Consider the following 23,217-nt stretch of genomic DNA (forward strand, 5'->3'; position numbering starts at 1 on the left):
GGGTCACCCTTTACTCGTAAGAGAAGGCTAACGCTGCGTCCGGCTTACGCGAGAAACGCTGCCGAATCAGCCTCAAGCTGCGTTGCGAAGGACCTGCCTTTCAATCCAGGCATAAGTGTATTCCAAACCCGTGCGCAGAGGCTGCGCCGGAGCCCAGCCCAGCCGGTCCTTGATCAAGCGGTTGTTTGAATTCCGCCCCCGGACGCCCGTTGGCCCAGGCTTATGTTCAACATCCAGCTGTTTGCCAGAAATGTCCATAACGACGCGGGCGAGCTCATTGATTGTCACCATCTCTTCAGAACCGATGTTGACCGGGCCGGTGAAGCCCGAGCGCATCAGGCGGGTCGTGCCTTCGAGGCACTCGTCGATGTATAAAAACGAACGGGTCTGCAGACCGTCCCCCCACATCTCGATAGAGCCGCCATTGCGGGCAGAGGCAACCTTACGGCAGATGGCCGCCGGCGCTTTTTCCTTGCCGCCCGTCCAAGTCCCTTCCGGTCCGAAGATATTGTGATAGCGGGCGATGCGGACTTGAATGCCAAAATTCCGCTGATACGCAAGATACAGCCGCTCGCTAAATAGCTTCTCCCAGCCATATTCGCTGTCCGGCGCGGCAGGATAGGCGCTTTCCTCGGCGCAGTTCGGATTGTCGGGATCTTCCTGATTGTAAGCTGGATACATGCAGGCGGAGGACGAATAAAAAATGCGCTTGATATTTCGTTTATGGCACGCATCCAGCACATTGAGATTCACGGTGGACGAATTGTGCATGATGTCGGCGTCGTTCTCGCCCGTGAAGATGTACCCGGCGCCGCCCATGTCCGCTGCGAGCTGATAAACTTCATCAAAACGCCGGTCGATAATTTGCCGGCAGAAGCCCGCATCCCGCAGATCGCCGATCACAAAATCATCGGCCGCGGTTTCCGAGAATTCATTGAATTTAAGATCGACACCCCGGACCCAGAAGCCTTCGTTCTTCAGGCGGCGCACCAGATGACCCCCAATGAAGCCACCGGCTCCAAGCACAAGAGCAGCTTTCAATTTTACCTCCGTCGTTATGTTGAAGCGATGCGCGGAACCACGCGAACGTCCATCTTCATGGCACGTTTCCAAATTCGAACATCAATATGAGTGAAGCAATTCAGATCTAGATAATTTGCGCAAGACCCAACATTGCGGCAATCGAAATCGCGCGGAACTCCGCAGGCCGGATCAAGGGAACATGGGTTGAACAGCGTCACGCTTCTCACTGCCGGAACAACTTCCCCGGAGGCCCAGTTCGTGCCCCCAGCAACCAAGACCGCTTTGTTGAATCCATGCGCCACATCAACCTCAAACTTTGGCCTCCGCGCCGCCAAATATGGAATATTTACAATAACATTCCAACAATAGCACAAATGCAATGTTTGTGCCTCGCCGCAGGACTGCGTCAAGACCGCGCGGGCGCATGCTGGAGACCGGGATGGCGAAGCATACGGCCCGCGTTAAGCCTGCCCATCTCCTTGCGCTTGGGCGACCGAGACAGCCGTCATGTTGATGATGCCGCGCGCCGTCACCGATGGGGTCAGGATGTGAGCTGGCTTGGCGCTGCCAAGGAGAATCGGGCCAACCAGCAAAGCGTCGGCCATGATCACCATCATCGTATAGGCAATATTGGCGGCATCGAGGCTTGGCATGATGAGAACATTTGCTTCGCCTTTCAGACGCGAGGATGGCAGCACGAGGTCGCGCATTGCCTGGGAGAGCGCGGTATTGGCCTGCATCTCGCCATCGGCCTCAAGATCGGGAGCTTGCTTCCGCAAAATTTCCAGCGCCTCGCGCATTTTAACCGCCGACGGCGCATTTTCGGAACCGAAATCGGAGTGCGAAAGAAGAGCGATCTTCGGCTCGATCCCGAAGCGGCGGACATGCGCTGCGCACAGCAACGTCATTTCGGCGATCTCGGCCGCGGAAGGATCGCGCCGGACATGCGTATCGGCGAGAAAGAATGCGCCTTTGCTGGTGATCATGAGGCTCATCGCGGATAGATCCGTCGCGCCAGGAACAAGCCCGATGATGTCCCGGATGTAGCGCAAGCGCGAACCGAAACGTCCGTCGATTCCGCAGATCAAGGCATCGGCATCGCCGCGCTTCACCGCGATCGCCGCGATCACGGTCGAATTTGTACGCACCAGCGCCCGCGCCGCCTTGGGTGTCACGCCGCGGCGTCCGGCGCTTTCGAGATAAGCCGTGACGTAATCGCGAAAACGCGGATCATCGTTTGGGTCGACGAGCGTGAAGTCCTTGCCGGGGCGCACGGACAGGCCGAACCGGTCAAGGCGGCTCTCGATGACATCGGGACGTCCAACAAGAATCGGATAGGCAATCTCTTGTTCGACGACGGTCTGGGTCGCCCGCAACACCCGTTCGTCTTCGCCTTCCGCATAGATCACCCGCTTTGGGCACGCTTTGGCGGCGTGCATGACCGGCTTCATGATAAAGCCGGACCGGAAGATGAAGCGCGACAAACTTTCATTGTAGGCTTCAAAATCGACGATCGGTTTTTTGGCAATGCCTGAGTCCATCGCGGCCTTCGCGACCGCCGGGGCGATTCGCAAAATCAAGCGCGGATCGAAGGGCGCCGGAATGAGACTGTCCTTGCCAAAATGCCGGGTTTCGCCGCCATAGGCCTTGGCGACCGCGTCGGAGGGAGGTTCATGCGCCAATTGGGCGATGGCGCGCGCCGCCGCGAGCTTCATGGCCTCATTGATTCCTGTCGCCGCGACATCGAGCGCCCCACGAAAAATATACGGGAAGCAGAGGACGTTGTTCACTTGATTGGGAAAATCTGACCGCCCGGTGCAAATCAACGCATCCGGGCGCGCAGCGATCGCCTCACTGGGTTCGATTTCCGGCGTGGGATTGGCGAGCGCCATGATCAGCGGCTGGCCGGCCATCTCTTTTGTCATCTCCGGCGTCAAGATACCGCCAGCCGATAGCCCGAGGAAAATATCGGCGCCGCCGATGACATCCTTGAGAGTTCGCGCGTTGGTGTCCTTTGCATAAATTTCGACATGGCTGTTCATCAGAGCCTTGCGGCCGCGATAAACGACGCCTTCGATGTCGGTGACGAATATATTTTCGGTCTTGGCGCCGAGAGTGACGAGAAAATTGAGGCAGGCGAGAGCCGCCGCGCCAGCCCCCGAGGTCACGATCTTGACATCGCCGATGGTTTTGCCAGTGATCTCCATGGCATTGAGGATCGCCGCGCCGACGATGATCGCGGTGCCATGCTGATCATCGTGAAACACGGGAATCGACATGCGTTCGCGCAGCTTGCGCTCGACCTCGAAACATTCGGGGGCTTTGATATCCTCGAGATTGATACCGCCAAAGGTTGGCTCCAGCGCGGCCACGATATCGACCAGGCGATCAACATCGTTTTCAGCGACTTCGATATCGAAAACATCGATCCCGGCGAATTTTTTGAAAAGAACCGCCTTGCCTTCCATCACCGGTTTGCCGGCCAGCGGGCCGATGTTGCCGAGCCCCAAGACCGCGGTCCCATTGGTCAACACCGCGACGAGGTTTTGCCGGATGGTGAGGTCGGCGGCCGCATGGGGATCGGCGGCGATCGCAAGGCATGCGGCGGCGACGCCTGGCGTATAGGCGAGCGACAGATCATGCTGCGTGGCCAGCGGCTTGGTCGCCACGATCTCAAATTTGCCGGGGCGCGGCGAACGGTGGTAGAGCAGCGCGCTTGATGCCAAATCGGAGCTAAGGGCGTCGGTCATGTACGGGCTTTCTTGCGGGGATCAAATCCGGGATAGACCGGCCCCGTGCCTATGTCCACCATCGTATGGGTTCCGCTTTCAACTTTAAATGCAGACGGTTCGTCTTTACATGGCAGCAGGCACAAGCCCGTTTGAAATCGCACATGACGTGACAAGCCTCAGGGTGCGGCTTGCGGAGTGGCGGCGTGAGGGTGAGACGATCGGCCTCGTGCCGACGATGGGCGCGTTGCATGCCGGGCATATGTCGCTTGTCGATGAAGCAAAAAAACACGCGCGCAGAATCGTTTTGTCGATTTTTGTCAACCCCACTCAGTTCGCGCCATCGGAAGATTTTTCCGCCTATCCGCGAACTCTGGACGCCGATGTGGAGAAATTCGCGGCGGCTGGGGGTGACTTGGTTTTTGCGCCTGTACAAGCGCACATCTATCCGCCAGGCTTTGCCACGACGCTCTCTATGCGCGGCCCGGCAACGGCGGGGCTGGAAGACCGATGCCGTCCAACCCATTTTGCCGGCGTCGCAACCATCATTGCGAAGCTCTTCAATCTTTGCCGCCCGGATGCCGCGATATTTGGTGAGAAGGACTATCAGCAGCTGAAAGTCGTGCAGCGGATGGCCCGCGATCTCGATTTCGAAACGCGTGTTATCGGGGTGCCGACAATGCGCGAGCGAGATGGTCTCGCGCTGTCGTCGCGCAACGTCTATTTGTCCGCAAAAGAACGCGCTGCCGCACCCGCGCTTTACGCGGCGCTCGCCCGCTGCGCGCGCGAAATCAAAGAAGGAGTTGCGATCGAGACGGCTCTCGAAACTGCCCGGAAAGAGGTCACCGCGGCGGGGTTCGCCATCGATTACATCGAAGCCCGCCACGCGGACACATTGGCGCCCATCGCGTCGCGCGAGGCGGGGCCGGTCCGGCTGCTCGCAGCAGCTGCATTGGGGAAAACCCGGCTTATCGACAACATCGGTCTTTAAATCGTTTCCCGAGTATATCCTTATTGGCAACGGCACGCTCGATCGTGCTCCATCTCGTTCCATGCCGTTGCAGAGGAGCAACCATGCTTCAAACGTTGCGTGACCTTACGCCGAAGCAGCGCGGCACGGTTTTGGCGAGCTATCTCGGCTGGACGCTCGACGCGTTCGATTTCTTCATTCTTGTTTTCGTCATGGAAGATATCGCCAAGGAATTTGGTGCGAATATCACGGACGTTACCTTCGCGATCTTTCTGACGCTCGCGGCACGGCCGCTCGGCGCGCTCCTCTTCGGCCTCGCCGCCGACCGGTTTGGCCGGCGGCCCGTGCTGATGGTCAATATTCTTGCCTATTCCTTGCTCGGATTTGCCTCCGGCTTCGCCCCGAGCCTTGCCGCGCTTCTCGTCATTCGCGCGCTTTTTGGGGTGGCCATGGGGGGCGAATGGGGCGTCGGCGCTTCGCTGACCATGGAAAGCATTCCGCCCCGCACGCGCGGCGCGGTGTCGGGCCTCCTCCAGACGGGGTACCCCAGCGGCTACTTGATCGCCTCGATTGTCTATTTCGCTCTGTACGGCGTGATCGGCTGGCGCGGCATGTTCATGGTTGGCGCGCTGCCCGCGCTGCTCGTCGTCTATATTCGTGCCAAGGTCGATGAATCACCAGCATTCCTGGCGAGAACCTCCGTCAGGCACGAGCCCAGCCTCATGCGAACGCTGCGCGATAATGCCGGGCGCTTCCTCTATGTCGTCGTGCTGATGACTGCTTTCAATTTTTTCAGCCATGGCACGCAAGACCTCTACCCGACCTTCTTGCGGCAGCAACATCACTTTGATCCGCACACTGTCGGTCTTATCGCGATCGTCTACAACATCGGCGCGATCCTTGGCGGCATCACTTTTGGCACCTTATCGGAGAGGATTGGCCGGCGCCGGGGCATCGTGATCGCGGCGCTTGGCGCACTTCTGATTATTCCGCTATGGGCCTATGGCACGAGCCCCGTCACGCTTGCCACCGGGGCCTTCCTGATGCAATTCGCGGTGCAGGGGGCGTGGGGCATTGTGCCGGTGCATCTCAATGAATTGTCTCCGCATGAAATACGCGGAACTTTCCCAGGCTTTGCCTATCAGACCGGCAATCTGCTCGCTTCGGCGAACGCGACCATTCAGGCATCTGTTGCCCATGCCAATGGCGGGAATTATGCTTTCGCGCTGGCTCTCGTCGCGGCGATTGTCGCGGTGGTCCTCGCAGCGTTGACCGCGCTCGGCATCGAAGCGCGGGGCGTCAAATTTCCGGGTGGCCCGGACAATCCCATGGACGCTTAGGTATGGTCAGGCCCAGCGAAAGGATCGTCCAGGTGACGATCAGCGGCCGGGTCCAGGGTGTCGGCTATCGCTTCTGGGTAGAAAGGGAAGCCGCCGCGCGGGGCATTCGCGGCTGGGTACGAAACCGGTCGAACGGCGATGTCGAAGCGCTTTTTGCTGGCGACCCGGATGCGGTGGAGGCGCTTTGCGCCGCATGCTGGCGGGGTCCCTCGCACGCCAGGGTCGCCCATGTGGAGGTCACGCACGCCAGTGCGGCAGCGCTCGCCGAATTGGGCGCGGGATTCTGCCAAATAGCAACGCTTTAGTACTCACGCTCCTAGAACAAGTCATGTACGATCGGAGGCCGTGAATTCAAGGGACGCTGACGGATCAGCTTCGCCAAGACCAGAAGCTGTGCCATTTGCGATGTGATCGGCGGATTCGCCGGGCAAAAATGCGTCAAAGGCCGCCCAGAAACACTCGCGGAAGGAATCTTTTTCCATCAGGATTTCGTGCCGGGCGTGCGGCAAGGTGATGCATTTGCCGGCCTTAAGGCGGCTGGCGAACTGTTCCACCGACGCCGTATCGACCAAACGGTCGCCGCCCCCCGCCAAGATCAAGACTGGGGTTAAAATGCGGCGCGGATATTCCACATCCTCGAAGCGCCGCATGAGCAGGAAAGCAGCATTGGTCCAGCCGATCGTTGGATCGGCGATGGCAAGATCGGGCGCCGCCTTGAGGATCGCCGCGCCGCGCGCATGGCGCCCTGGATCGGAGGTCAAGACATTGCCTTCGAAGTTCAGCGACATGTAGGGGACTGGGCCGCCGCCCGGCACGAAGCGGCGGCCTTGGCCGAGCATGACCATTGCCTTGACGAAAAACCGCTTGGCAGCCCCGAAGCGCAGCCCGTAGATATTGATCATGGGCGATGTCAGCACCATGCGCGCGAATGGCAGGCGGCCGCTATGCGCCATGGATAACGCGACCGCGCCGCCCATGGAATGGCCGAGTGCGAACCACGGTGGCCGGCAGTATGGTGCGACGACCTGTTGAATCAAGGCGTTGAGATCGCGCTCATAGGCCCGGAAACTGCCTATATGGCCTTTGCGGGGGTTGTTCGTGAGGCGGCCCGAGAGTCCTTGCCCACGCCAGTCCAAAATCGCGACATCGAAGTGCCGGCTGAGCAATTCGCCAATAACCTCGAAGTATTTTTCAATGAATTCCGTCCGCCCCGGAATGATCACAATCGTTCCAGCGCAAGCCTCGCCGCAACTCCAGCGCGCCGTCCGTAAGGTCCAGTTGTCGCGAGTCGTGATGGGCGCGGCGACGGCGCCGGGCGGTGCCGGATTTTCCAAAATCGAACAAAGTTCCATCGCGAAATTTCGTAGCTCCTGGGCGGTCCCTGCTAGCGCTCCCAGGACGAAATGGAAACCTCCCCGAGCTGCCCGCGCCTCTTTATCTTAACGGCGATATTTTTGCTTGTCTTGTCCTCTTGCAACACCGGCCCCTCTCCCTAAATCAAGATTGCGCGGGCCTGTTTAGGACGCGCACTCTAGGCTGGTCGTCGGTGTGGCGGCCGGTGACTTAATTGGTGCAACCACTCTTGTCGCTTCATCAAGGAGGATAGCGAGATGCGTCAGTTTGATCTTTCCCCCCTCTACCGCTCGACCATCGGTTTCGACCGCCTGTTCAACATGATCGACCAGGCCGCTGGTCTTGAAGCCGTGCCAAGCTACCCGCCGTATAATATCGAGCGTACTGGCGAAAACGCCTACCGGATTTCGGTGGCGGTGGCGGGCTTCGCCGCGCAGGATCTTTCGATCGAGACCAAGGAAAATACCCTCACCATTCGCGGTTCGCGGGAACGTGAAACCGAGACCGCAACGGCGAAGGCGGAAGTGCTCTACCAAGGTATCGCCGCACGGGCGTTCGAGCGTCGGTTCCAGCTTGCCGATCACGTCCAAGTGACCGGAGCGAGCCTTGAAAATGGCCTGCTCCATGTTGATCTCCTTAGGGAGCTCCCCGAGGCGCAGAAACCGCGCCAGATCGAGATCGCAACGAGTGGCGCAAAGCCAGCCGTTGCCGCACAAAAAGCAGCCTAAGCCCGCAATCTGGGCATTCCCCTCCCATGCCTAGATCAGCGGCCGAAGGGCGTCTCTCGCGAGACGCCCTTTTTTATTTTAGGAATTTGAAGTCTCGTTCAAATTGCCGCGGCAAGCGTTTCTGCTCGCGTTAAATAGGTTTGTGCCCGCCGCTCCGCACGAGAGCGAGGAAACGATCCACATCGGACGGAAGCGTCGCAAAGGAGGTGACCAGCCGCACGAAAACTTCGTCTGCGGCGGGGGGCGGGCTGGCGGCGCTGGAAGCGTGGAATTTCCAAGGATAGTAGTGTGCGCCGGCCTCCTTGAGCGCCGTATCGATCGCGTGGGGCAAAATAGCGAAGATTTCATTCGCCTCGCAAGGCCAAGGCAGGCGAATGCTGGGGATTTGTCCCAAACCTTGGGCGAGACGTCTCGCGTGGCCGTTCGCTGCCGTCGCCAGACCGAGCCAATGGCCGTTCTCAAGATAGGCGGTCATTTGCGCCCCAAGATACCGTCCCTTGGAGAGGGTATGCCCGCTGCGTTTGCGCTGGAAGGGCAGGCTCGCGGCTCGCGCGGAATCGAAAAATAGCACCGCCTCGCAGGCGAGCGCGCCATTCTTCGTGGCGCCGAATGACAGGACGTCGATGCCCGCCTTCCAGCTCATTTCGGCTGGTGAGCACGGAAGGGACACGAGGGCGTTGGCGAAACGGGCGCCGTCCATGTGGACCATCAGCCCGGCCTCATGCGCGAGCGTGGTGAGTTCGGCCAGCTGATCGCAGGTGTAAATGGTTCCGCATTCGGTGACTTGCGAAAGGGACAGGGTGGCGGGCTGGACCTGCTTTTCGAGTCCACGCGGAAAATCGGCGAGCACCGGCTTAAGATCGGCTGGGGCGATCTTGCCCGCCCAGCCGGGAATACCGACGAGCTTGGCGCCTCCGGTGAACATTTCGGGTGCCCCGCATTCATCATCCATCACATGAGCTTGGGAATGACAGAAAATCGCGCCAAATGGCGGCGAGATGGCGCCAAGCGCGAGGGCGTTGGCGGCGGTTCCGGTGCTGACCAGGAAACCCGTGATCGGGTGCTCGAAAATGTCCTCAAGAAGCCGCAGGGCCTTCGCGGTCAATGGGTCGGTGCCATAGGCCGGAAGCAAGCCCTCATTCGCGGCAAGAATCGCCTCAAGAATGGCCTGACTTGCCCCGGCGGTATTATCGCTCGCGAAATCCATTCTCTTCCAGGGCCGGCGGGGTTGGGGGAGTTCGGTGCCTCTCGCGACCAGTTGCGCGAGCGTCACTCTTTGCGCGGGGCCACCTTGATTCGCAATGATAATTTTCGGCGCTTGTTAAACTTGCGGAAATCTGCAATCTTACCCATGTTAGGACAGCGTTGCTGACCATTTATGGTCTTGATCGATGGCAGCGGCGCAAATTCTCAATCGGATCGATTGCCATTCCTGGCTGAAGCAGCGCCCTTGGCGCGGGTCCGGCATGGCTCGGTTCTTGCGAGAAGATGGGGCGCCTCGCTTGCGCTCTTTGGCCAGCACAATGTCCCCGCGGCGGCTGTTATATGGAAGGTGAGAGATGACCGATCCGATCTTGCCCGGCCCGTTCCACCTCGATCCGGGGCTGCCGCCCGCCCAAGGTCTTTATTCGCCTGATAACGAACATGATGCTTGCGGAGTCGGTTTCGTGGCCGACATGCACAACCGCAAGTCGCATGAAATTATCGGCATGGGTCTCGAGATTTTGCTCAATCTCGACCATCGTGGCGCCGTCGGTGCCGATCCGAAGGCGGGTGATGGCTGCGGCATGCTGGTCCAGATTCCGCATCGCTTCTTTGCCGAAAAAGCAAGAGAGCTTGGCTTTGCCTTGCCGGAGCCCGGTGACTATGCGATCGGCGCATTGTTCCTGCCGCGCGATCCGGAAGGCCGCCGGATCGTCGAGGCCATTGCCGAAAAAATGGTCGCGGCGGAAGGCCAGATTCTTCTTGGCTGGCGGGATACGCCGGTTGATTCATCGGTGCTCGGCGAGAGCGTCAAGCCCGCCGAACCGGTGAGCCGCCAAATTTTCATCCAGCGTGGACCAGATACGGCCGATCAAGAGGTTTTCGAGCGGCGGCTTTTTATTCTGCGCAAGACGATTTCGAACGCGGTTCACAATTTGAACGACCGGCGTACCGCGGGTTTTTACCCGGTCTCGGTGTCATCCCGCACCATCGTCTACAAAGGCCTCCTGCTCGCGACCAAGCTTGGCGTCTATTTTAAAGACCTCGCCGACCCCTTGTTCGAATCGGCGCTTGCGCTCGTGCATCAGCGCTTTTCGACGAACACTTTCCCAACCTGGTCACGGGCACATCCCTATCGCTACGTCGCCCACAATGGCGAAATCAACACCTTGCGCGGCAACCTCAACTGGATGGCGGCGCGCCAGGCATCGGTGGCGTCCGGTCTATTCGGTAATGACATCAGCAAGCTCTGGCCGATCTCCTATGAGGGTCAATCGGACACCGCTTGCTTCGACAATGCGCTCGAATTTCTTGTCCAGGGCGGCTACTCGCTCGTCCATGCGATGATGATGCTCATTCCGGAAGCCTGGGCCGGCAATCCGCTGATGGACGCGGAGCGCCGCGCCTTCTATGAATATCACGCGGCGATGATGGAGCCCTGGGACGGGCCGGCCGCTGTTGCCTTTACCGACGGCCGCCAGATTGGCGCGACGCTCGATCGCAATGGCTTGCGTCCGGCGCGTTATATCGTCACCAGCGACGGCCTCGTGGTGCTCGCCTCGGAAGCCGGTGTGTTGCCGATCGCGGAAGACCGCATCATCACCAAATGGCGCTTGCAGCCGGGCAAGATGCTGCTCGTCGATCTGGAGCAGGGCCGCATTATCTCCGACGATGAGATCAAGCACACGCTTGCCGGGTCGCATCCCTATGCCGATTGGGTCAAGCGTACGCAGATCGTGCTCGAGGATATGGATCTTGCGGTGCATCCGCGCTCGCCGCGCGGCGATGTGACGCTGTTGGATCGTCAGCAGGCGTTCGGCTACAGTCAAGAGGATCTCTCGATGCTGCTGCCGCCGATGGCGGTGACGGGTCAGGAAGCCGTCGGCTCGATGGGCACCGACACGCCGATTTCAGCCTTATCGACGCAGCCGAAGCTGCTCTACACGTATTTTAAGCAGCATTTCGCGCAGGTGACCAATCCGCCGATCGATCCGATCCGCGAGGAATTGGTCATGAGCCTTGTGTCGTTCATCGGGCCGCGCCCCAATATTCTCGATCATGAAGGCAACGCCAAGAAGAAACGACTGGAGGTCCGCCAGCCGATTCTGACCAATGGCGACCTCGAAAAAATCCGTTCGATCGCCCATTTCGAGGAGGCTTTCGACACCAAGACTCTCGACATCACCTATGCTTCGGAAGATGGCGCATCGGGTATGGCCGAAGCGTTGACAAAGCTTTGCGGTCGAGCCGAGCAGGCGGTCAAAAGCGGCTTCAACATCATCATTCTGTCGGACCGTCAGACGGGTCCCGACCGTATTCCAATCCCATCGCTGCTCGCGACGGCGGCCGTGCATCATCATCTGATCCGCAAGGGTCTGCGCACCTCGGTCGGACTCGTCGTCGAGACTGGCGACGCCCGGGAGGTCCATCATTTTGCGTTGCTCGCGGGCTATGGGGCGGAAGCGATCAACCCTTATCTTGCCTTCGAAACGCTGGCCGCGATGGCCGTCGATTTCCCCGATGAAATCGATGGTCAGGAGGCGTGCAAGCGCTACATCAAGTCGATCGACAAGGGCCTTTTGAAGGTCATGTCAAAGATGGGCATTTCAACGTATCAATCCTATTGCGGCGCTCAGATCTTCGACGTTGTCGGACTCGCGGAGGAATTCGTCGATCATTATTTTACTGGGACCGTATCGCGAATCGGCGGCGCCGGTCTTGCGGAGATTGCACAAGAAACCGTGCGGCGGCACAAGGAAGCGTTCGGCAATGCGCCTCTCTACCGCAATGCGCTCGAAGTTGGCGGCGATTATGCCTTCCGCATCCGCGGCGAAGCACATTCCTGGTCGCCGCAATCGGTATCCCTTCTGCAGCATGCCGTGCGTGGCAACGATCCTGCGATCTACCGTGCCTATGCCGCCGTTTTAAACGAGGAATCCGCGCGGCCTTTGACGATACGCAGTCTCTTCCGCATCAAGACGGCGGCCGAGGACGGCCGTGTACCGGTGCCTTTGGAGGAGGTCGAATCGGCGCAAGCGATCGTCCGGCGTTTTTCCACCGGGGCGATGTCCTATGGCTCGATTTCGCGGGAGGCGCATACGACACTCGCCATCGCGATGAATCGCATTGGCGGCAAATCGAACACAGGGGAGGGTGGCGAAGAGTCCGACCGTTACAAACCGCTCCCCAATGGCGATTCGATGCGCTCGGCGATCAAGCAGGTCGCATCCGGCCGCTTTGGCGCGACCGCCGAATATCTTGTCAATTCGGACATGATGCAGATCAAGATGGCGCAAGGCGCAAAGCCAGGTGAAGGCGGTCAATTGCCTGGCCACAAGGTCGATGCGGTGATCGCCAAGGTGCGGCACTCGACGCAAGGCGTTGGCCTCATCTCGCCGCCGCCGCATCATGACATCTATTCCATCGAGGATTTGGCGCAGCTTGTTTTCGACTTGAAGAACGTCAATCCGGAGGCCGACGTCTCGGTCAAGCTCGTATCGGAAGTGGGGGTTGGAACGGTTGCGGCCGGGGTCTCCAAGGGCCGGGCCGATCATGTCACCATTTCCGGATTCGAGGGCGGCACCGGAGCCTCTCCCTTAACCTCGATCAAGCACGCCGGCATCCCTTGGGAAATCGGGCTCGCTGAGACGCAGCAGACACTGGTCCTGAACCGGTTGCGTTCGCGGATCGCGGTCCAGGTTGACGGTGGCTTGCGCACCGGCCGCGATGTGGTGATCGGCGCGTTGCTCGGCGCCGACGAATTCGGCTTCGCCACAGCGCCCTTGATCGCCTCCGGCTGTATCATGATGCGTAAATGTCATCTGAATACGTGCCCGGTCGGCATCGCGACGCAAGATCCAGTCTTGCGCAAGCGGTTTGCAGGCCAGCCGGAACATGTGATCAACTTCTTCTTCTTCGTGGCCGAGGAAGTGCGCGAGTTGATGGCGCAGATGGGCTATCGCACGATCAGCGAGATGGTTGGTCAGATGCAAATGCTCGATAAGCAACAAGCGATCGCGCATTGGAAAGCACGCGGGCTGGATTTCTCAAAACTCTTCCACAAGGCCGCCGCTGCGGCGGGTGAAACGATCTTCAATTCAACGCGGCAGGATCATGGGCTCGACAAGGTGCTCGATCGGAAGCTGATCGCGGCAGCCAAGGACTCAATCGAAACGGGTGCCATAACGACGATCGAAACGCCGATCCACAACACGGATCGCACGACGGGTGCGATGTTGTCGGGCGCCATCGCGCGCCGCCATGGCCATGCCGGACTTGCCGACGGGACGATCCATATCAAAGCCAAGGGGACCGCTGGGCAGAGTTTTGGCGCGTGGCTCGCCGCCGGGGTCACTCTCGAACTTGAGGGCCAAGCCAATGATTATGTCGGCAAGGGTCTCTCGGGCGGCCGCATTATCGTCTATCCGCCCTCTGACACGCGGATTACACCGGAAAAATCGATCATCATCGGCAACACCGCACTTTATGGCGCGATCGCCGGAGAATGCTATTTCCGCGGCGTCGCCGGGGAGCGGTTCGCCGTCCGCAACTCCGGCGCGATCGCGGTTGTCGAGGGCGCCGGCGACCACGGCTGCGAATATATGACGGGTGGCATCGTCGTCGTCATCGGCGAGACCGGCCGCAATTTCGCCGCCGGCATGTCGGGCGGCATCGCTTATGTCCTCGACGAGGATGGGAAATTCGCGCAGCGCTGCAATCTTGCCATGGTCGAACTCGAGCCGGTCGTGGAAGAAGAAGAGTTGATGCAAAAGAACTATCACCACGGCGGGGATCTCGATTTCCACGGCCGCGTCGATGTCATGGGCGATATGACCAGATTCGATGCTGAACGGTTGCATCAGCTGGTCTCGAACCACGCGCGCTATACAGGCTCGGCCCGGGCACGCCACATTCTGGAGCAGTGGGACGAGTACAAGCCGAAATTCCGCAAGGTGATGCCGGTCGAATATCGCCGGGCCATCGAGGAATTGATCGCGCGCGGCGGCCAGCCTAGTCTCGCCGCGGCGGAATGAGCGAAAAACCTATCAGGCTCTAGAGGGTTTGGGGACGCATGGGCAAGGTAACGGGATTCCTCGAAATCGACCGGCGCGACCGGCGCTACGCGCCGGCGTCCGACCGGATTCGGCACTACAAGGAATTCATGATTCCGCTTTCCGAGGAAGCAACCAAGGATCAAGCGGCGCGCTGCATGGATTGCGGCATTCCGTTTTGTCATACCGGTTGCCCGGTCAACAATCAGATTCCAGATTGGAACAACCTCGTCTATCAGTCCGATTGGGAAGAGGCTGCGCGCAATCTCCATTCGACGAATAATTTTCCGGAGGTCACCGGCCGGATTTGCCCGGCGCCTTGCGAAGCCGCGTGCACCCTGAACATCGACGATCATCCGGTGACCATCAAAACCATTGAATGTGCGATCGTTGACCGCGCCTGGACGAACGGCTGGGTCAAGCCCGAACCCGCCGATGTGAAGACCGGCAAAAAAATCGCCGTGGTGGGCTCTGGGCCGGCCGGGCTCGCCTGCGCCCAACAGCTCGCGCGGGCGGGGCACGACGTTCACGTCTTCGAGAAGAACGCCAAGCCCGGCGGTTTGCTGCGCTATGGCATTCCCGATTTCAAAATGGAAAAACACATCATCGATCGCCGCGTCGTCCAAATGCAAGCGGAAGGCGTGCATTTCCACAACGGCGTCAATGTGGGGGTCGATCTTGATCCCGTCGCCATGCTCGAAGACTATGACGCGATCGTTCTCGCAGGCGGCGCCGAAAAGCCGCGTGATCTTCCGGTCCCTGGCCGCGACCTCTCCGGCGTGCATTTCGCGATGGAATATTTACCGCAGCAGAACCGGCGCATCGGCAAGGAGCCGATCCATACCAACGAGCCGATCCTCGCCTCGGCCTTGCATGTCATCGTGATCGGCGGCGGAGATACCGGATCGGACTGCATCGGTACGGCCATCCGCCAGGGTGCCCTGTCGGTGACTCAACTCGAAATCATGCCGCAGCCGCCGGAGAAGGAAAACAAGGCTCTGACCTGGCCGAATTGGCCCCTGAAGATGCGCACGTCTTCGTCTCAGGAAGAAGGCGCGGAACGGGACTTTTCGGTTCTGACAAAGGAATTGCGCGGCGAGAATGGCGCCGTCAAAAAGTTGGTGTGCGTGCGGCTCGACTCGAATTTGAAGGAGATTCCGGCCAGCACTTTCGAGCTTCGGGCCGATCTCGTCCTCCTCGCCATGGGCTTTGTTTCGCCGGTGCATGAAGGGCTGCTCGAACAGCTCGGCGTTGCCTTCGATCTGCGCGGCAATGTCGAGGCCGATCAAGTAAGCTACAAAACATCCTGCGATAAAGTCTTTGCCTGCGGCGACATGCGGCGCGGTCAATCGCTGGTCGTCTGGGCGATCCGCGAAGGCCGCCAAACGGCACAAGCCGTCGATACCTTCTTGATGGGATCGAGCCAATTGCCTCGATAGGGCGCGCTACATGACGACGACCTTCGTGCCAACGGCCACCCGCTGGTAAAGGTCGATCACGTCGGCGTTCATCATCCGGATGCAGCCCGACGAGACGGCCTTGCCGATCGAGTCGGGTTCGTTGGTGCCGTGGATGCGGAACATCGTGTCCTTGTCGCCTTTGAAAAGATAGAGCGCGCGGGCACCCAGCGGATTCTCAAGGCCGCCCTCCATCTCTTCCGGCAAATCGGGACGGCGCTGCAGCATTTCCTTCGGCGGAATCCAGCGCGGCCATTCGGATTTGCGGCCGACTCGCGCGATGCCCTTCCACTCAAACCCCTGACGTCCGACGCCGATGCCATATTGGATGGCGCCGCCGCCAGGCTGAACCAGGTACAAATGCCGCGAGCGCGTGTCGATCACAATCGTCCCAGGCGCCTCACTGGTTGGGTTTTGCACGGCAGCCGCGGTCTTCTGGCTCTGATTGATGCTGAGTTCGGGATCCTGGCCCCCATAGGGTTGGCCGCGCGATGCCGACTCATAGGGGTCCCCGTACGAAGGCGCCCCATAGGTCTGGCGCCCCCGGTAATGTTGAGCCGGCGGCGGATCGCCCGGATACACCTCGTAAGGTTCGGAATAGGCAGGATACGCCGGATAGGCGGGATAGGACGGGTAGCCCGGATAACCATTGGACGGATAGGCAGGATATGCTTGGTACCCCGAATAATCATGCCATTGCGCAAAAGCCGGCACGGCCGGCAGCAGCAGCGCCAATGCCAGGGCGGCACCCAAACTTACTTTCAGGACAAATAATCTTGCACTCATGATCAGACTCGAGTTCAGCTACCACCGCATTAAAAATGCTCAGAATAATCTAAATTTACGGCAAAAATGGACGGCCGCATTCGAGATTTTGTGCCCAACACGCGGATTTGAATGCAAAAAAAGACCGGTTTGGCAAGCCACCAAACCGGTCCCTGTCTGTCTCGATCACTGAATGGCGGTTTAGAGCACGTCGACGGGGGCCCCGACTTTGACCCGGTCATAGAGATCAACGATATCGTCGTTCAAGAGGCGGATGCAGCCGGAAGACACTGCCCGGCCAATCGTGTTGGGCTCATTGGTCCCATGGATGCGGAACATCGTATCGCCGTGACCATTGTAAAGATACATGGCGCGGGCACCGAGCGGATTGGCGAGGCCGCCCTCCATCACTTTTGGCAGTTCCGGCCGGCGCAGCCGCATGGCGGGGGGCGGGGTCCATGCCGGCCATTCGGCGCGCCGCCCGATGTGGGCACGGCCATTCCAGCCAAAGCCGTCGCGTCCGACTCCGACCGAATAGCGCATCGCCTTGCCGCCATCCATCGACAGATAGAGATAACGTTCCTTGGTATCGATGGTAATCGTGCCCGCACGCGCATGTGTCGGATCATCGACCAATACGCGGGTTGGCTGGACTTGCCGCTGCACATCTGTTGGCAGGCTTGCCGGCTGAATTTGGCTGTTCATCAGTCCGGCGGGCGAACCTCCGTCGAAAGCTTGCGCCCCCGTGGCGAGCAGCGTGGCCAGTCCGGCAACGGCAAACATATTTTTATTCGTAACAAGTATCTTCAACATTCGCTGGGTATCCCCGTCCAAAAAAAACTGCAATCAAGGTTGCTGCTTTATTAACGCGGAAGCTGTGCGGTTTGTTCCATGACGGCGATCAGCGAATCGCAATTTTTTGGGCGGGTCTGATTCGGGATGCCTGACCCATCGCGGCCGGATCAAAAATCCCCGTAAGCGGCGATCTTCATCAGCTAGGGACTTCGTTATCTAAGGCCGTCGTTGCCTAAGGTCTTGGCCACGAGAAATCATCCGCGCGGCCCGGCTTGGAAGCCACCGGATTTCCCTGCTGCAGAGTCTGGTCAATCAATTTCCGCGCCTCGGTATTCGCGGCCCCCGTGGGGGCCACCCGTGTCGCAAGTTGACCCCCGGGGGCAAGGACAGGAGCGGTCAGCGGCAGCACTGGGCCGGCAATGGGTTTGGGCGGCGGCGCGGCCTCGGTGTTCGGCAGCGCCGATACGGTCGATGGCGTGGTGGCGCCGTCCCCCGGACCAGCCTCTGGACTGGACGCGGCAGGAGGCGTCATGTCGGGCTCGATTTTCGGCTGCATCTCGTCGAGCTTTCTACGAATTTCCGGTTCAACGAAATGCGCCAGCTTGCGGGCGCCGGCCTTCGTAAAGTGCACCCCGTCGGCGGCGCGCAAATGCACCGTCTGGCCATTGATGTCGGGACCCGAAACGCTGTAGTGACCCGCCTCGTCGGCGAAGGCTTCCCATACATCAACATAAGTGGCCCCCGCCTTTTCGGCGTAGGCGCGATAGAATTGGTTGAAGTTCAGGGCGTTGGCGGAGAGATGCTCGCTTTTGAGGATGGGAAGCCCGACCCAAATCAACGGAATTTTCTTCTCGCGGAACAGCGAAGCGATCGCCTCGATCCTTTGCGTGTAGGCGGTCTGCCATTCCGGTGATCCAGGCTCATAACTGCCATTGGCATCGCGCAAGGTTTGCTGGTCGTTGCTGCCGATCATCATGACCGCGTAATCGATTTTTTCGCCGCTCGCGAGCAAATCCTGGGTTGCCTTGATCCAATCGTAGAAATCGTCGCGGACGAGACCCGAGCTTTCCTTTGCCTTGTGGAGGATAGCGACCTCTGGCCGGTTTTCGAACGCTTCGTCCAAGCCTTGCGCCAGCATCTGGCCAAGGCTGTCGCCCAGCACCGCGACAAAAAAGGTAGGTGGAACAGCGGACTTGGCAGGCGACTTTGCAATTTTACTTCCCCCCGGCCGATCGGGGGAGCGGCGGGAGGCGCGCTCGCCCGATGGATACCGTGGCCGCCGTGCCTCTGGACCTGCGCGGCGAAATTCTGACCTCGGCCGCGCGACACGGCTTGACGGGGGTGGGCGGAACAGTTGCTCGAACCAGGCGAATGGATCGGCCTGCGCGAATGCGGGGTCGCTGTCCGCTATACAAAATGCCAAAGTCACTGCCACCAATAGCGCAGCCGACGACTTTCGCAAAAGCTGCCACGCGGATTGCCTGGGCTTAAGATTTTTCATCATCATCAGCATTCTACCGTACCCTTTCGCCGGATGCACGCGGGCCGTTGAAATCCGCGTGCAGCTGAGTCTATGCCGGGGACGTCAGAATTGAAAAACCACTGGCTGGACATTGGTCTAGCTGCTAAGGAGCGAGGGCTTTACGCTGCTTATCTCGATGGAATGGCCTTATGGCACGCGGTCATCTGGTCTTTGCTGAATCGAATGAGGTTTTATGCAGCCTGCTTGAAGCCGTCGCCGGGGGCGACCACAAGGCTTTCCGGACCCTTTACGATAAATCCGTGCCAGTCCTGTTCGGCATTTGCGTGCGCCTCATGCGGAATCGCGACCTAGCCCAGGACGTACTCCAGGAAGCGATGACCCGAATTTGGCACAAGGCGCATCTTTTCGACGCTTCCAAGGGTAATGCTATGGCGTGGATGGCCGTGGTGACCCGGAATTGCGCCTTAAGCCGGATCGCCGCCGCGCCGCCGCCGTCCGCCTCGCTCGATGAGGCGGGTGTGCTGGCGGCGGTGGAAGCGCGGTCCTCCGACGATCCGGTTGTGGCTGCCGACGTACGGCAATGTCTAAAGAAGCTAAGTGAAAAATATAGAAAGTGCGTTACTCTAATTTATCTGCAGGGACTGACTTACGAGGAGCTTGCTGCGCAAATGGGAGCCCCGCTTGGAAGCGTAAAGTCGTGGGTTCACCGCGCGATTGGGGAACTCGCGCAATGTATGGGTAAGTAAATGTATGGTAGGTAATGGTATGGAAAATGATGTCCGAGGATCTTGACCTGACCGCCGCCAGCTATGTGCTTGGCCTCTCGCGCGGCGCAACACGTGCAGAAAGCGACGCGCGGCTCGCGAGCGATCCGGCTTTGCGGAGCAAGATTAAGCTTTGGCAGGACAATTGCGCCGTCCTCGATCTTCTCGCGGCCCCGGAGCTTCCGCCGGCGGATCTTTTCGACAAGATCGCCGCCGGGATCGATGCTGATCTTCGGGAAGTTCCCGTCCCTTTGACGAAGCGGGCGGGCACTGGCGATTGGGAGGAGATGTCACCGGGCGTGACGTTCACGGTGCTGTTCGAGGATCTGGTCGCCAGGCGCCGCTCGATTCTCGTGCGCGCGTTGCCCGGATCTATTTATGAATCCCATCTTCACGATCAGGGCCACGAGGAATGCCTCGTCCTCGAAGGCGATCTCGTCATGGGCGATCTGACATTGTTGCCCGGCGATTTCCATCTCGCGCCGCAAGGCAGCGCACACCCCGCGGCGACGACGGTGTCGGGTTGCCTGCTGTATCTTTCGACGCCGTTTTAACGTGTCCCGCCGTTAGCGTCCCCCATCGCTGGATTCAGAGGGTCTCTCAATGCTCTCCCATGTCTTTGTCGGGGTAAACGATTTCGACGGCGCCTTTAAATTTTATATGGCGATCATGGATGCCCTCGATTTAAGGCTGACGTTCTATGAATCCGACAAACCTTGGGCTGGTTGGAGGGCGAAGGATCATCCGCGGCCCCTCTTTGTGGTCGGATCGCCCTTTAACGGCAACGCGGCGGCTCCCGGAAATGGCCCAATGGTCGCATTGCTCGCCCCGGATCGCGAAACGGTCCATTCCGCTTATGTGAGGGCTATGGAAAACGGAGGGTCTTGCGAAGGACCGCCCGGTTTGAGGCCGCACTACCACCCAAACTATTATGGAGCGTACTTCCGTGACCCAGACGGAAACAAAATCTGCGTCAGCTGCCACGATGCTTTTCCGATCGCTGAAACACGGTAAATTGTCGAGGTGCCTGCCGCGTTTTGCAAGTGAGCCGCTCCGATGCAGGCCTTAAGCGATGCGTTTTTCCAAGGCGAAACGCTGACCTATGTCATTGCGGCACTCGTCTTCTTTGCCGGGGCGCACATCCTGCAATCGACGTTTGGCCCGCTGTTCGGACGCAAAATCCCCCAGCCAAAGGGTCTTGCCACGGGCCGCCTTGGCATCGTTAAGAGCGCCGCGCTGGATGGACAACGGCAGCTTGTCGCCATCTGGTGCGACGAGAGTGTCCATCTCGTCGAAATCGGCGGTCCCAACGATCTTGTGGTCGAAACATATTTTTCTGGCGCCGGGGGCGGCTTCGAGGACATTGAGGAAACCGCGCCGGGCGAGGATGCGCTGGAGGCGGTGCGGTTTCGGCGCCTGCGTTCCTATATCCAACCGGCGTCGCGGATTTTCGTGGGGCCGGGATTGGTCCCGCTGGCTGTAGTATCGGGCATCGCGGGGGCTGGCGCCGGACTGATATGCGGCCTTTTCCGGATGTCCCTGGAGGCGGCTGATCGTTTCCGCCTTTCCCTGCCCGGTGTGTGGCAAGGCGAGCCGCTTCTCGGCGCCAGCCTCTTGATCATGGGCGCTGCTGCGGCGGGGGCGCTCAGCGCTTGGCTGGTGCGGCGTTTCAGCGAAAATGCCGCCGGCAGCGGAATTCCGCATGTCGAGGCTGTTCTCAACGGCGAGTTGCCGCCTGCACCCTTGATTCTGCTGCCAGTCAAATTCTTCGGCGGACTGCTGGCGATTGGCTCCGGCTTCGCGCTTGGCCGCGAGGGGCCTTGCGTCCAAATGGGCGCGACTCTTGCGAATTTGCTTGGGAAATTTCTTGGCCGGGATCCAGCCGACTGCCTATCCCTGCTCGCAGCGGGCGCGGGTGCTGGGCTTGCCGCCGCGTTCAATGCGCCATTCGCCGGGGCGGTCTTCGTCCTGGAAGAACTCACGCGGAAATTCGACACGCGCAACGCCATCGCCGCGCTCGGAGCTTCAGGGAGCGCCATCGTCGTGGCAAGGCTCTTCACTGGCCCGGCGCCGGATTTCGCCGTGACGAATGTGGCGTATCCTGTCCTCGGCGATAATCTTTGGTGCCTTGCATTGGGCGCCGCCGCTGGACTGCTGGGCATTGTTTACAATCACGTGCTGCTTGGCGCGCTCGCGCTCGCCGACCGTCTCGCCCGCTGGCCGGTGGAAATTCGCGCCGCGTTGGTCGGCGCGGCTGTCGGCGCGCTGGCGTGGTTCGCGCCGGATCTCGCCGGGGGCGGCGACGCCCTCACTCAAAGCGCTCTCGACGGCAAAGCGGTGCTCGTTCTTCTTCCTTTCATTTATGTGCTCCGTCTCTTCCTGGGCGCCGCCTCATATGCAGTTGGAACGCCGGGCGGGGTGTTCGCGCCGCTTCTCGTTCTGGGAGCGCAGATGGGTTTCATCTTTGGCGGGCTTGTTGACCTAAGCCTGGCTGGTTCCGGCACCCACGCGACTGCCTTCGCGCTGGTTGGCATGGCGGCTTTGTTTGCCGCCGTGGTGCGGGCGCCGCTCACGGGCATGATCCTCGTCACCGAGATGACCGACAATTCCAGATTGCTTTTGCCGATGCTGGCGGCCTGCTTTTCGGCAATGGCTGTGGCGACGATCCTGCGCGAGCCGCCGCTTTATGATTCCTTGAAAGAGCGGACCTTGGAGCAGGCCCGCAAGAAAGCTGAATTGCTCTCGCGCAAGTCCGCATCGGAACCGGTCCGGATCAAAGTCCGCTGAACCAATTGTAGCCGTAGGTTTCCCAATAGCCGCCGTTAAACTCATTGCCGATTTCGATCTCGCCAATATGCTTTGGATTTTTGAAGCCGAGTTTTGTCGGGATACGAAGTTTCATCGGGAAGCCGTATTTGCGCGGCAGCACTTGGTCATCGAACCAGAACGCAAGTTGCGTCTGCGGATGCAGCGCGGTCGGCATGTCGATACTCGTGATATAATTGTCGTCGCAGCGGAAGGTTACATATTTGGCGCTGGTGTCGGCCCCGATCCGCGTCAAGAAATCCGAGAAGCGGACGCCAGTCCATTTGCCGATGGCGCTCCATCCCTCGATGCAGATATGCCTTGTGATCTGGGTGAACCTCGGCAGCGCATAAAGCTCTTCGAGCGTCCACGGCTTCTTGCTCCCGGCAAGGCCGGTGATGTCCAGATGGAAATCGCTTGGGTCGATCACTGGCGCCTTATCTTCCGGATAAAAGGCGTTGAATGGGAAAGGCCGCGTGATCGCACTTTCGGGATATTCGGGCGCGAGCTTGTTGGAATCGAACAATAGAGCCTGCACGCGGTCGTTGAAATCAGAAACGCTTTGTAGCACCCGCTCAGCGGAAAACCCATCGACCACATCGCAGCCGGTCAGAAGCGTCAGCGATCCAAGGCCGACCGCATTGCGCAGGAACACTCGGCGCGCCGGCATATCGAGGCTGCGGGCTGCTTCCTTGAGAATGACGCCAGTATCTTTGTTGGGCGCGCGGAGTTTTCCGAACATGATGGCTCC

General features: G+C 59.8%; 18 protein-coding genes. 10 read left to right on the forward strand and 8 right to left on the reverse strand.

Translation table 11 applies throughout. The features are described from left to right. Nucleotides 1-72: 72 nt before the first annotated feature. Both QEV83_RS15745 and QEV83_RS15750 read right to left on the reverse strand, forming a co-directional pair. Nucleotides 73-1,041 carry an NAD-dependent epimerase/dehydratase family protein gene (locus QEV83_RS15745; protein ID WP_280128629.1) on the reverse strand — a complete coding sequence of 323 codons (969 nt, stop codon included), beginning with the start codon at nt 1,039-1,041 and terminating at the stop codon, nt 73-75. A 443-nt stretch (nt 1,042-1,484) separates the two neighbouring features. After that, the gene (locus QEV83_RS15750) at nt 1,485-3,773 is read right to left on the reverse strand and encodes an NADP-dependent malic enzyme (RefSeq protein ID WP_280128630.1); all 2,289 of its coding nucleotides are present in this window, start codon (nt 3,771-3,773) and stop codon (nt 1,485-1,487) included. A gap of 109 nt (nt 3,774-3,882) precedes the next feature. Between QEV83_RS15750 and panC the strand changes: the two genes are divergently transcribed. The 3 genes from panC (at nt 3,883) to QEV83_RS15765 (ending at nt 6,367) form a co-directional block, all read left to right on the forward strand. After that, nucleotides 3,883-4,743: a pantoate--beta-alanine ligase gene (gene panC, locus QEV83_RS15755; RefSeq protein ID WP_280128631.1), complete on the forward strand. Its 861-nt coding sequence runs from the start codon at nt 3,883-3,885 to the stop codon at nt 4,741-4,743. A gap of 83 nt (nt 4,744-4,826) precedes the next feature. Next, the gene (locus QEV83_RS15760; protein ID WP_280128632.1) at nt 4,827-6,062 is read left to right on the forward strand and encodes an MFS transporter; all 1,236 of its coding nucleotides are present in this window, start codon (nt 4,827-4,829) and stop codon (nt 6,060-6,062) included. Between the two features lie 2 nt (nt 6,063-6,064). After that, the gene (locus QEV83_RS15765; protein WP_280128633.1) at nt 6,065-6,367 is read left to right on the forward strand and encodes an acylphosphatase; all 303 of its coding nucleotides are present in this window, start codon (nt 6,065-6,067) and stop codon (nt 6,365-6,367) included. A gap of 21 nt (nt 6,368-6,388) precedes the next feature. On the opposite strand, the gene QEV83_RS15770 is transcribed toward QEV83_RS15765, so the two are convergent. Then, on the reverse strand, nt 6,389-7,414 hold the full coding sequence (locus tag QEV83_RS15770; protein ID WP_280128634.1) for an alpha/beta hydrolase: 1,026 nt from the start codon (nt 7,412-7,414) through the stop codon (nt 6,389-6,391). Nucleotides 7,415-7,672: 258 nt separating this feature from the next. On the opposite strand from QEV83_RS15770, the gene QEV83_RS15775 reads away from it, so the two are divergent. Next, the gene (locus tag QEV83_RS15775; RefSeq protein WP_280128635.1) at nt 7,673-8,143 is read left to right on the forward strand and encodes an Hsp20 family protein; all 471 of its coding nucleotides are present in this window, start codon (nt 7,673-7,675) and stop codon (nt 8,141-8,143) included. 130 nt (nt 8,144-8,273) lie between these two features. Here QEV83_RS15775 and QEV83_RS15780 read toward each other — a convergent pair whose 3' ends face one another. Next, nucleotides 8,274-9,350: a beta-eliminating lyase-related protein gene (locus tag QEV83_RS15780; RefSeq protein ID WP_280128636.1), complete on the reverse strand. Its 1,077-nt coding sequence runs from the start codon at nt 9,348-9,350 to the stop codon at nt 8,274-8,276. A 352-nt stretch (nt 9,351-9,702) separates the two neighbouring features. On the opposite strand from QEV83_RS15780, the gene gltB reads away from it, so the two are divergent. Next, the gene (gene gltB / locus QEV83_RS15785) at nt 9,703-14,379 is read left to right on the forward strand and encodes a glutamate synthase large subunit (RefSeq protein ID WP_280128637.1); all 4,677 of its coding nucleotides are present in this window, start codon (nt 9,703-9,705) and stop codon (nt 14,377-14,379) included. Between the two features lie 38 nt (nt 14,380-14,417). Beyond that, the gene (locus QEV83_RS15790) at nt 14,418-15,836 is read left to right on the forward strand and encodes a glutamate synthase subunit beta (RefSeq protein WP_280128638.1); all 1,419 of its coding nucleotides are present in this window, start codon (nt 14,418-14,420) and stop codon (nt 15,834-15,836) included. Between the two features lie 6 nt (nt 15,837-15,842). On the opposite strand, the gene QEV83_RS15795 is transcribed toward QEV83_RS15790, so the two are convergent. From QEV83_RS15795 to QEV83_RS15805, 3 genes are all read right to left on the reverse strand, one after another. Continuing rightward, the gene (locus QEV83_RS15795; protein WP_280128639.1) at nt 15,843-16,640 is read right to left on the reverse strand and encodes a L,D-transpeptidase; all 798 of its coding nucleotides are present in this window, start codon (nt 16,638-16,640) and stop codon (nt 15,843-15,845) included. Between the two features lie 180 nt (nt 16,641-16,820). Continuing rightward, a complete protein-coding gene (locus QEV83_RS15800) occupies nt 16,821-17,432 on the reverse strand; it encodes a L,D-transpeptidase (RefSeq protein ID WP_280128640.1) in 612 nt (203 codons plus the stop codon). Between the two features lie 214 nt (nt 17,433-17,646). Beyond that, nucleotides 17,647-18,837, reverse strand: a complete 1,191-nt coding sequence (locus QEV83_RS15805) for an SGNH family hydrolase (RefSeq protein ID WP_280128641.1) — start codon at nt 18,835-18,837, stop codon at nt 17,647-17,649. A 248-nt stretch (nt 18,838-19,085) separates the two neighbouring features. Here QEV83_RS15805 and QEV83_RS15810 point away from each other — a divergent pair, with 248 nt between their 5' ends. From QEV83_RS15810 to clcA, 4 genes are read left to right on the forward strand one after another with little or no spacing between them, the layout of a single operon-like run. Beyond that, the gene (locus tag QEV83_RS15810) at nt 19,086-19,643 is read left to right on the forward strand and encodes a sigma-70 family RNA polymerase sigma factor (RefSeq protein ID WP_280128642.1); all 558 of its coding nucleotides are present in this window, start codon (nt 19,086-19,088) and stop codon (nt 19,641-19,643) included. A gap of 26 nt (nt 19,644-19,669) precedes the next feature. Next, nucleotides 19,670-20,215: a cupin domain-containing protein gene (locus tag QEV83_RS15815; RefSeq protein WP_280128643.1), complete on the forward strand. Its 546-nt coding sequence runs from the start codon at nt 19,670-19,672 to the stop codon at nt 20,213-20,215. Between the two features lie 49 nt (nt 20,216-20,264). Further along, complete coding sequence (locus QEV83_RS15820; RefSeq protein ID WP_280128644.1) at nt 20,265-20,675, forward strand: VOC family protein; 411 nt, start codon at nt 20,265-20,267, stop codon at nt 20,673-20,675. A gap of 42 nt (nt 20,676-20,717) precedes the next feature. Further along, the gene (gene clcA / locus QEV83_RS15825; RefSeq protein ID WP_280128645.1) at nt 20,718-22,448 is read left to right on the forward strand and encodes a H(+)/Cl(-) exchange transporter ClcA; all 1,731 of its coding nucleotides are present in this window, start codon (nt 20,718-20,720) and stop codon (nt 22,446-22,448) included. Here clcA and QEV83_RS15830 read toward each other — a convergent pair. Then, nucleotides 22,435-23,208, reverse strand: a complete 774-nt coding sequence (locus QEV83_RS15830) for a molybdopterin-dependent oxidoreductase (protein WP_280128646.1) — start codon at nt 23,206-23,208, stop codon at nt 22,435-22,437. The genes clcA and QEV83_RS15830 overlap by 14 nt on opposite strands. Nucleotides 23,209-23,217: the final 9 nt, after the last annotated feature.

It is taken from the genome of Methylocapsa sp. D3K7 (genome assembly GCF_029855125.1).
Classification (GTDB): Bacteria; Pseudomonadota; Alphaproteobacteria; order Rhizobiales; family Beijerinckiaceae; genus Methylocapsa.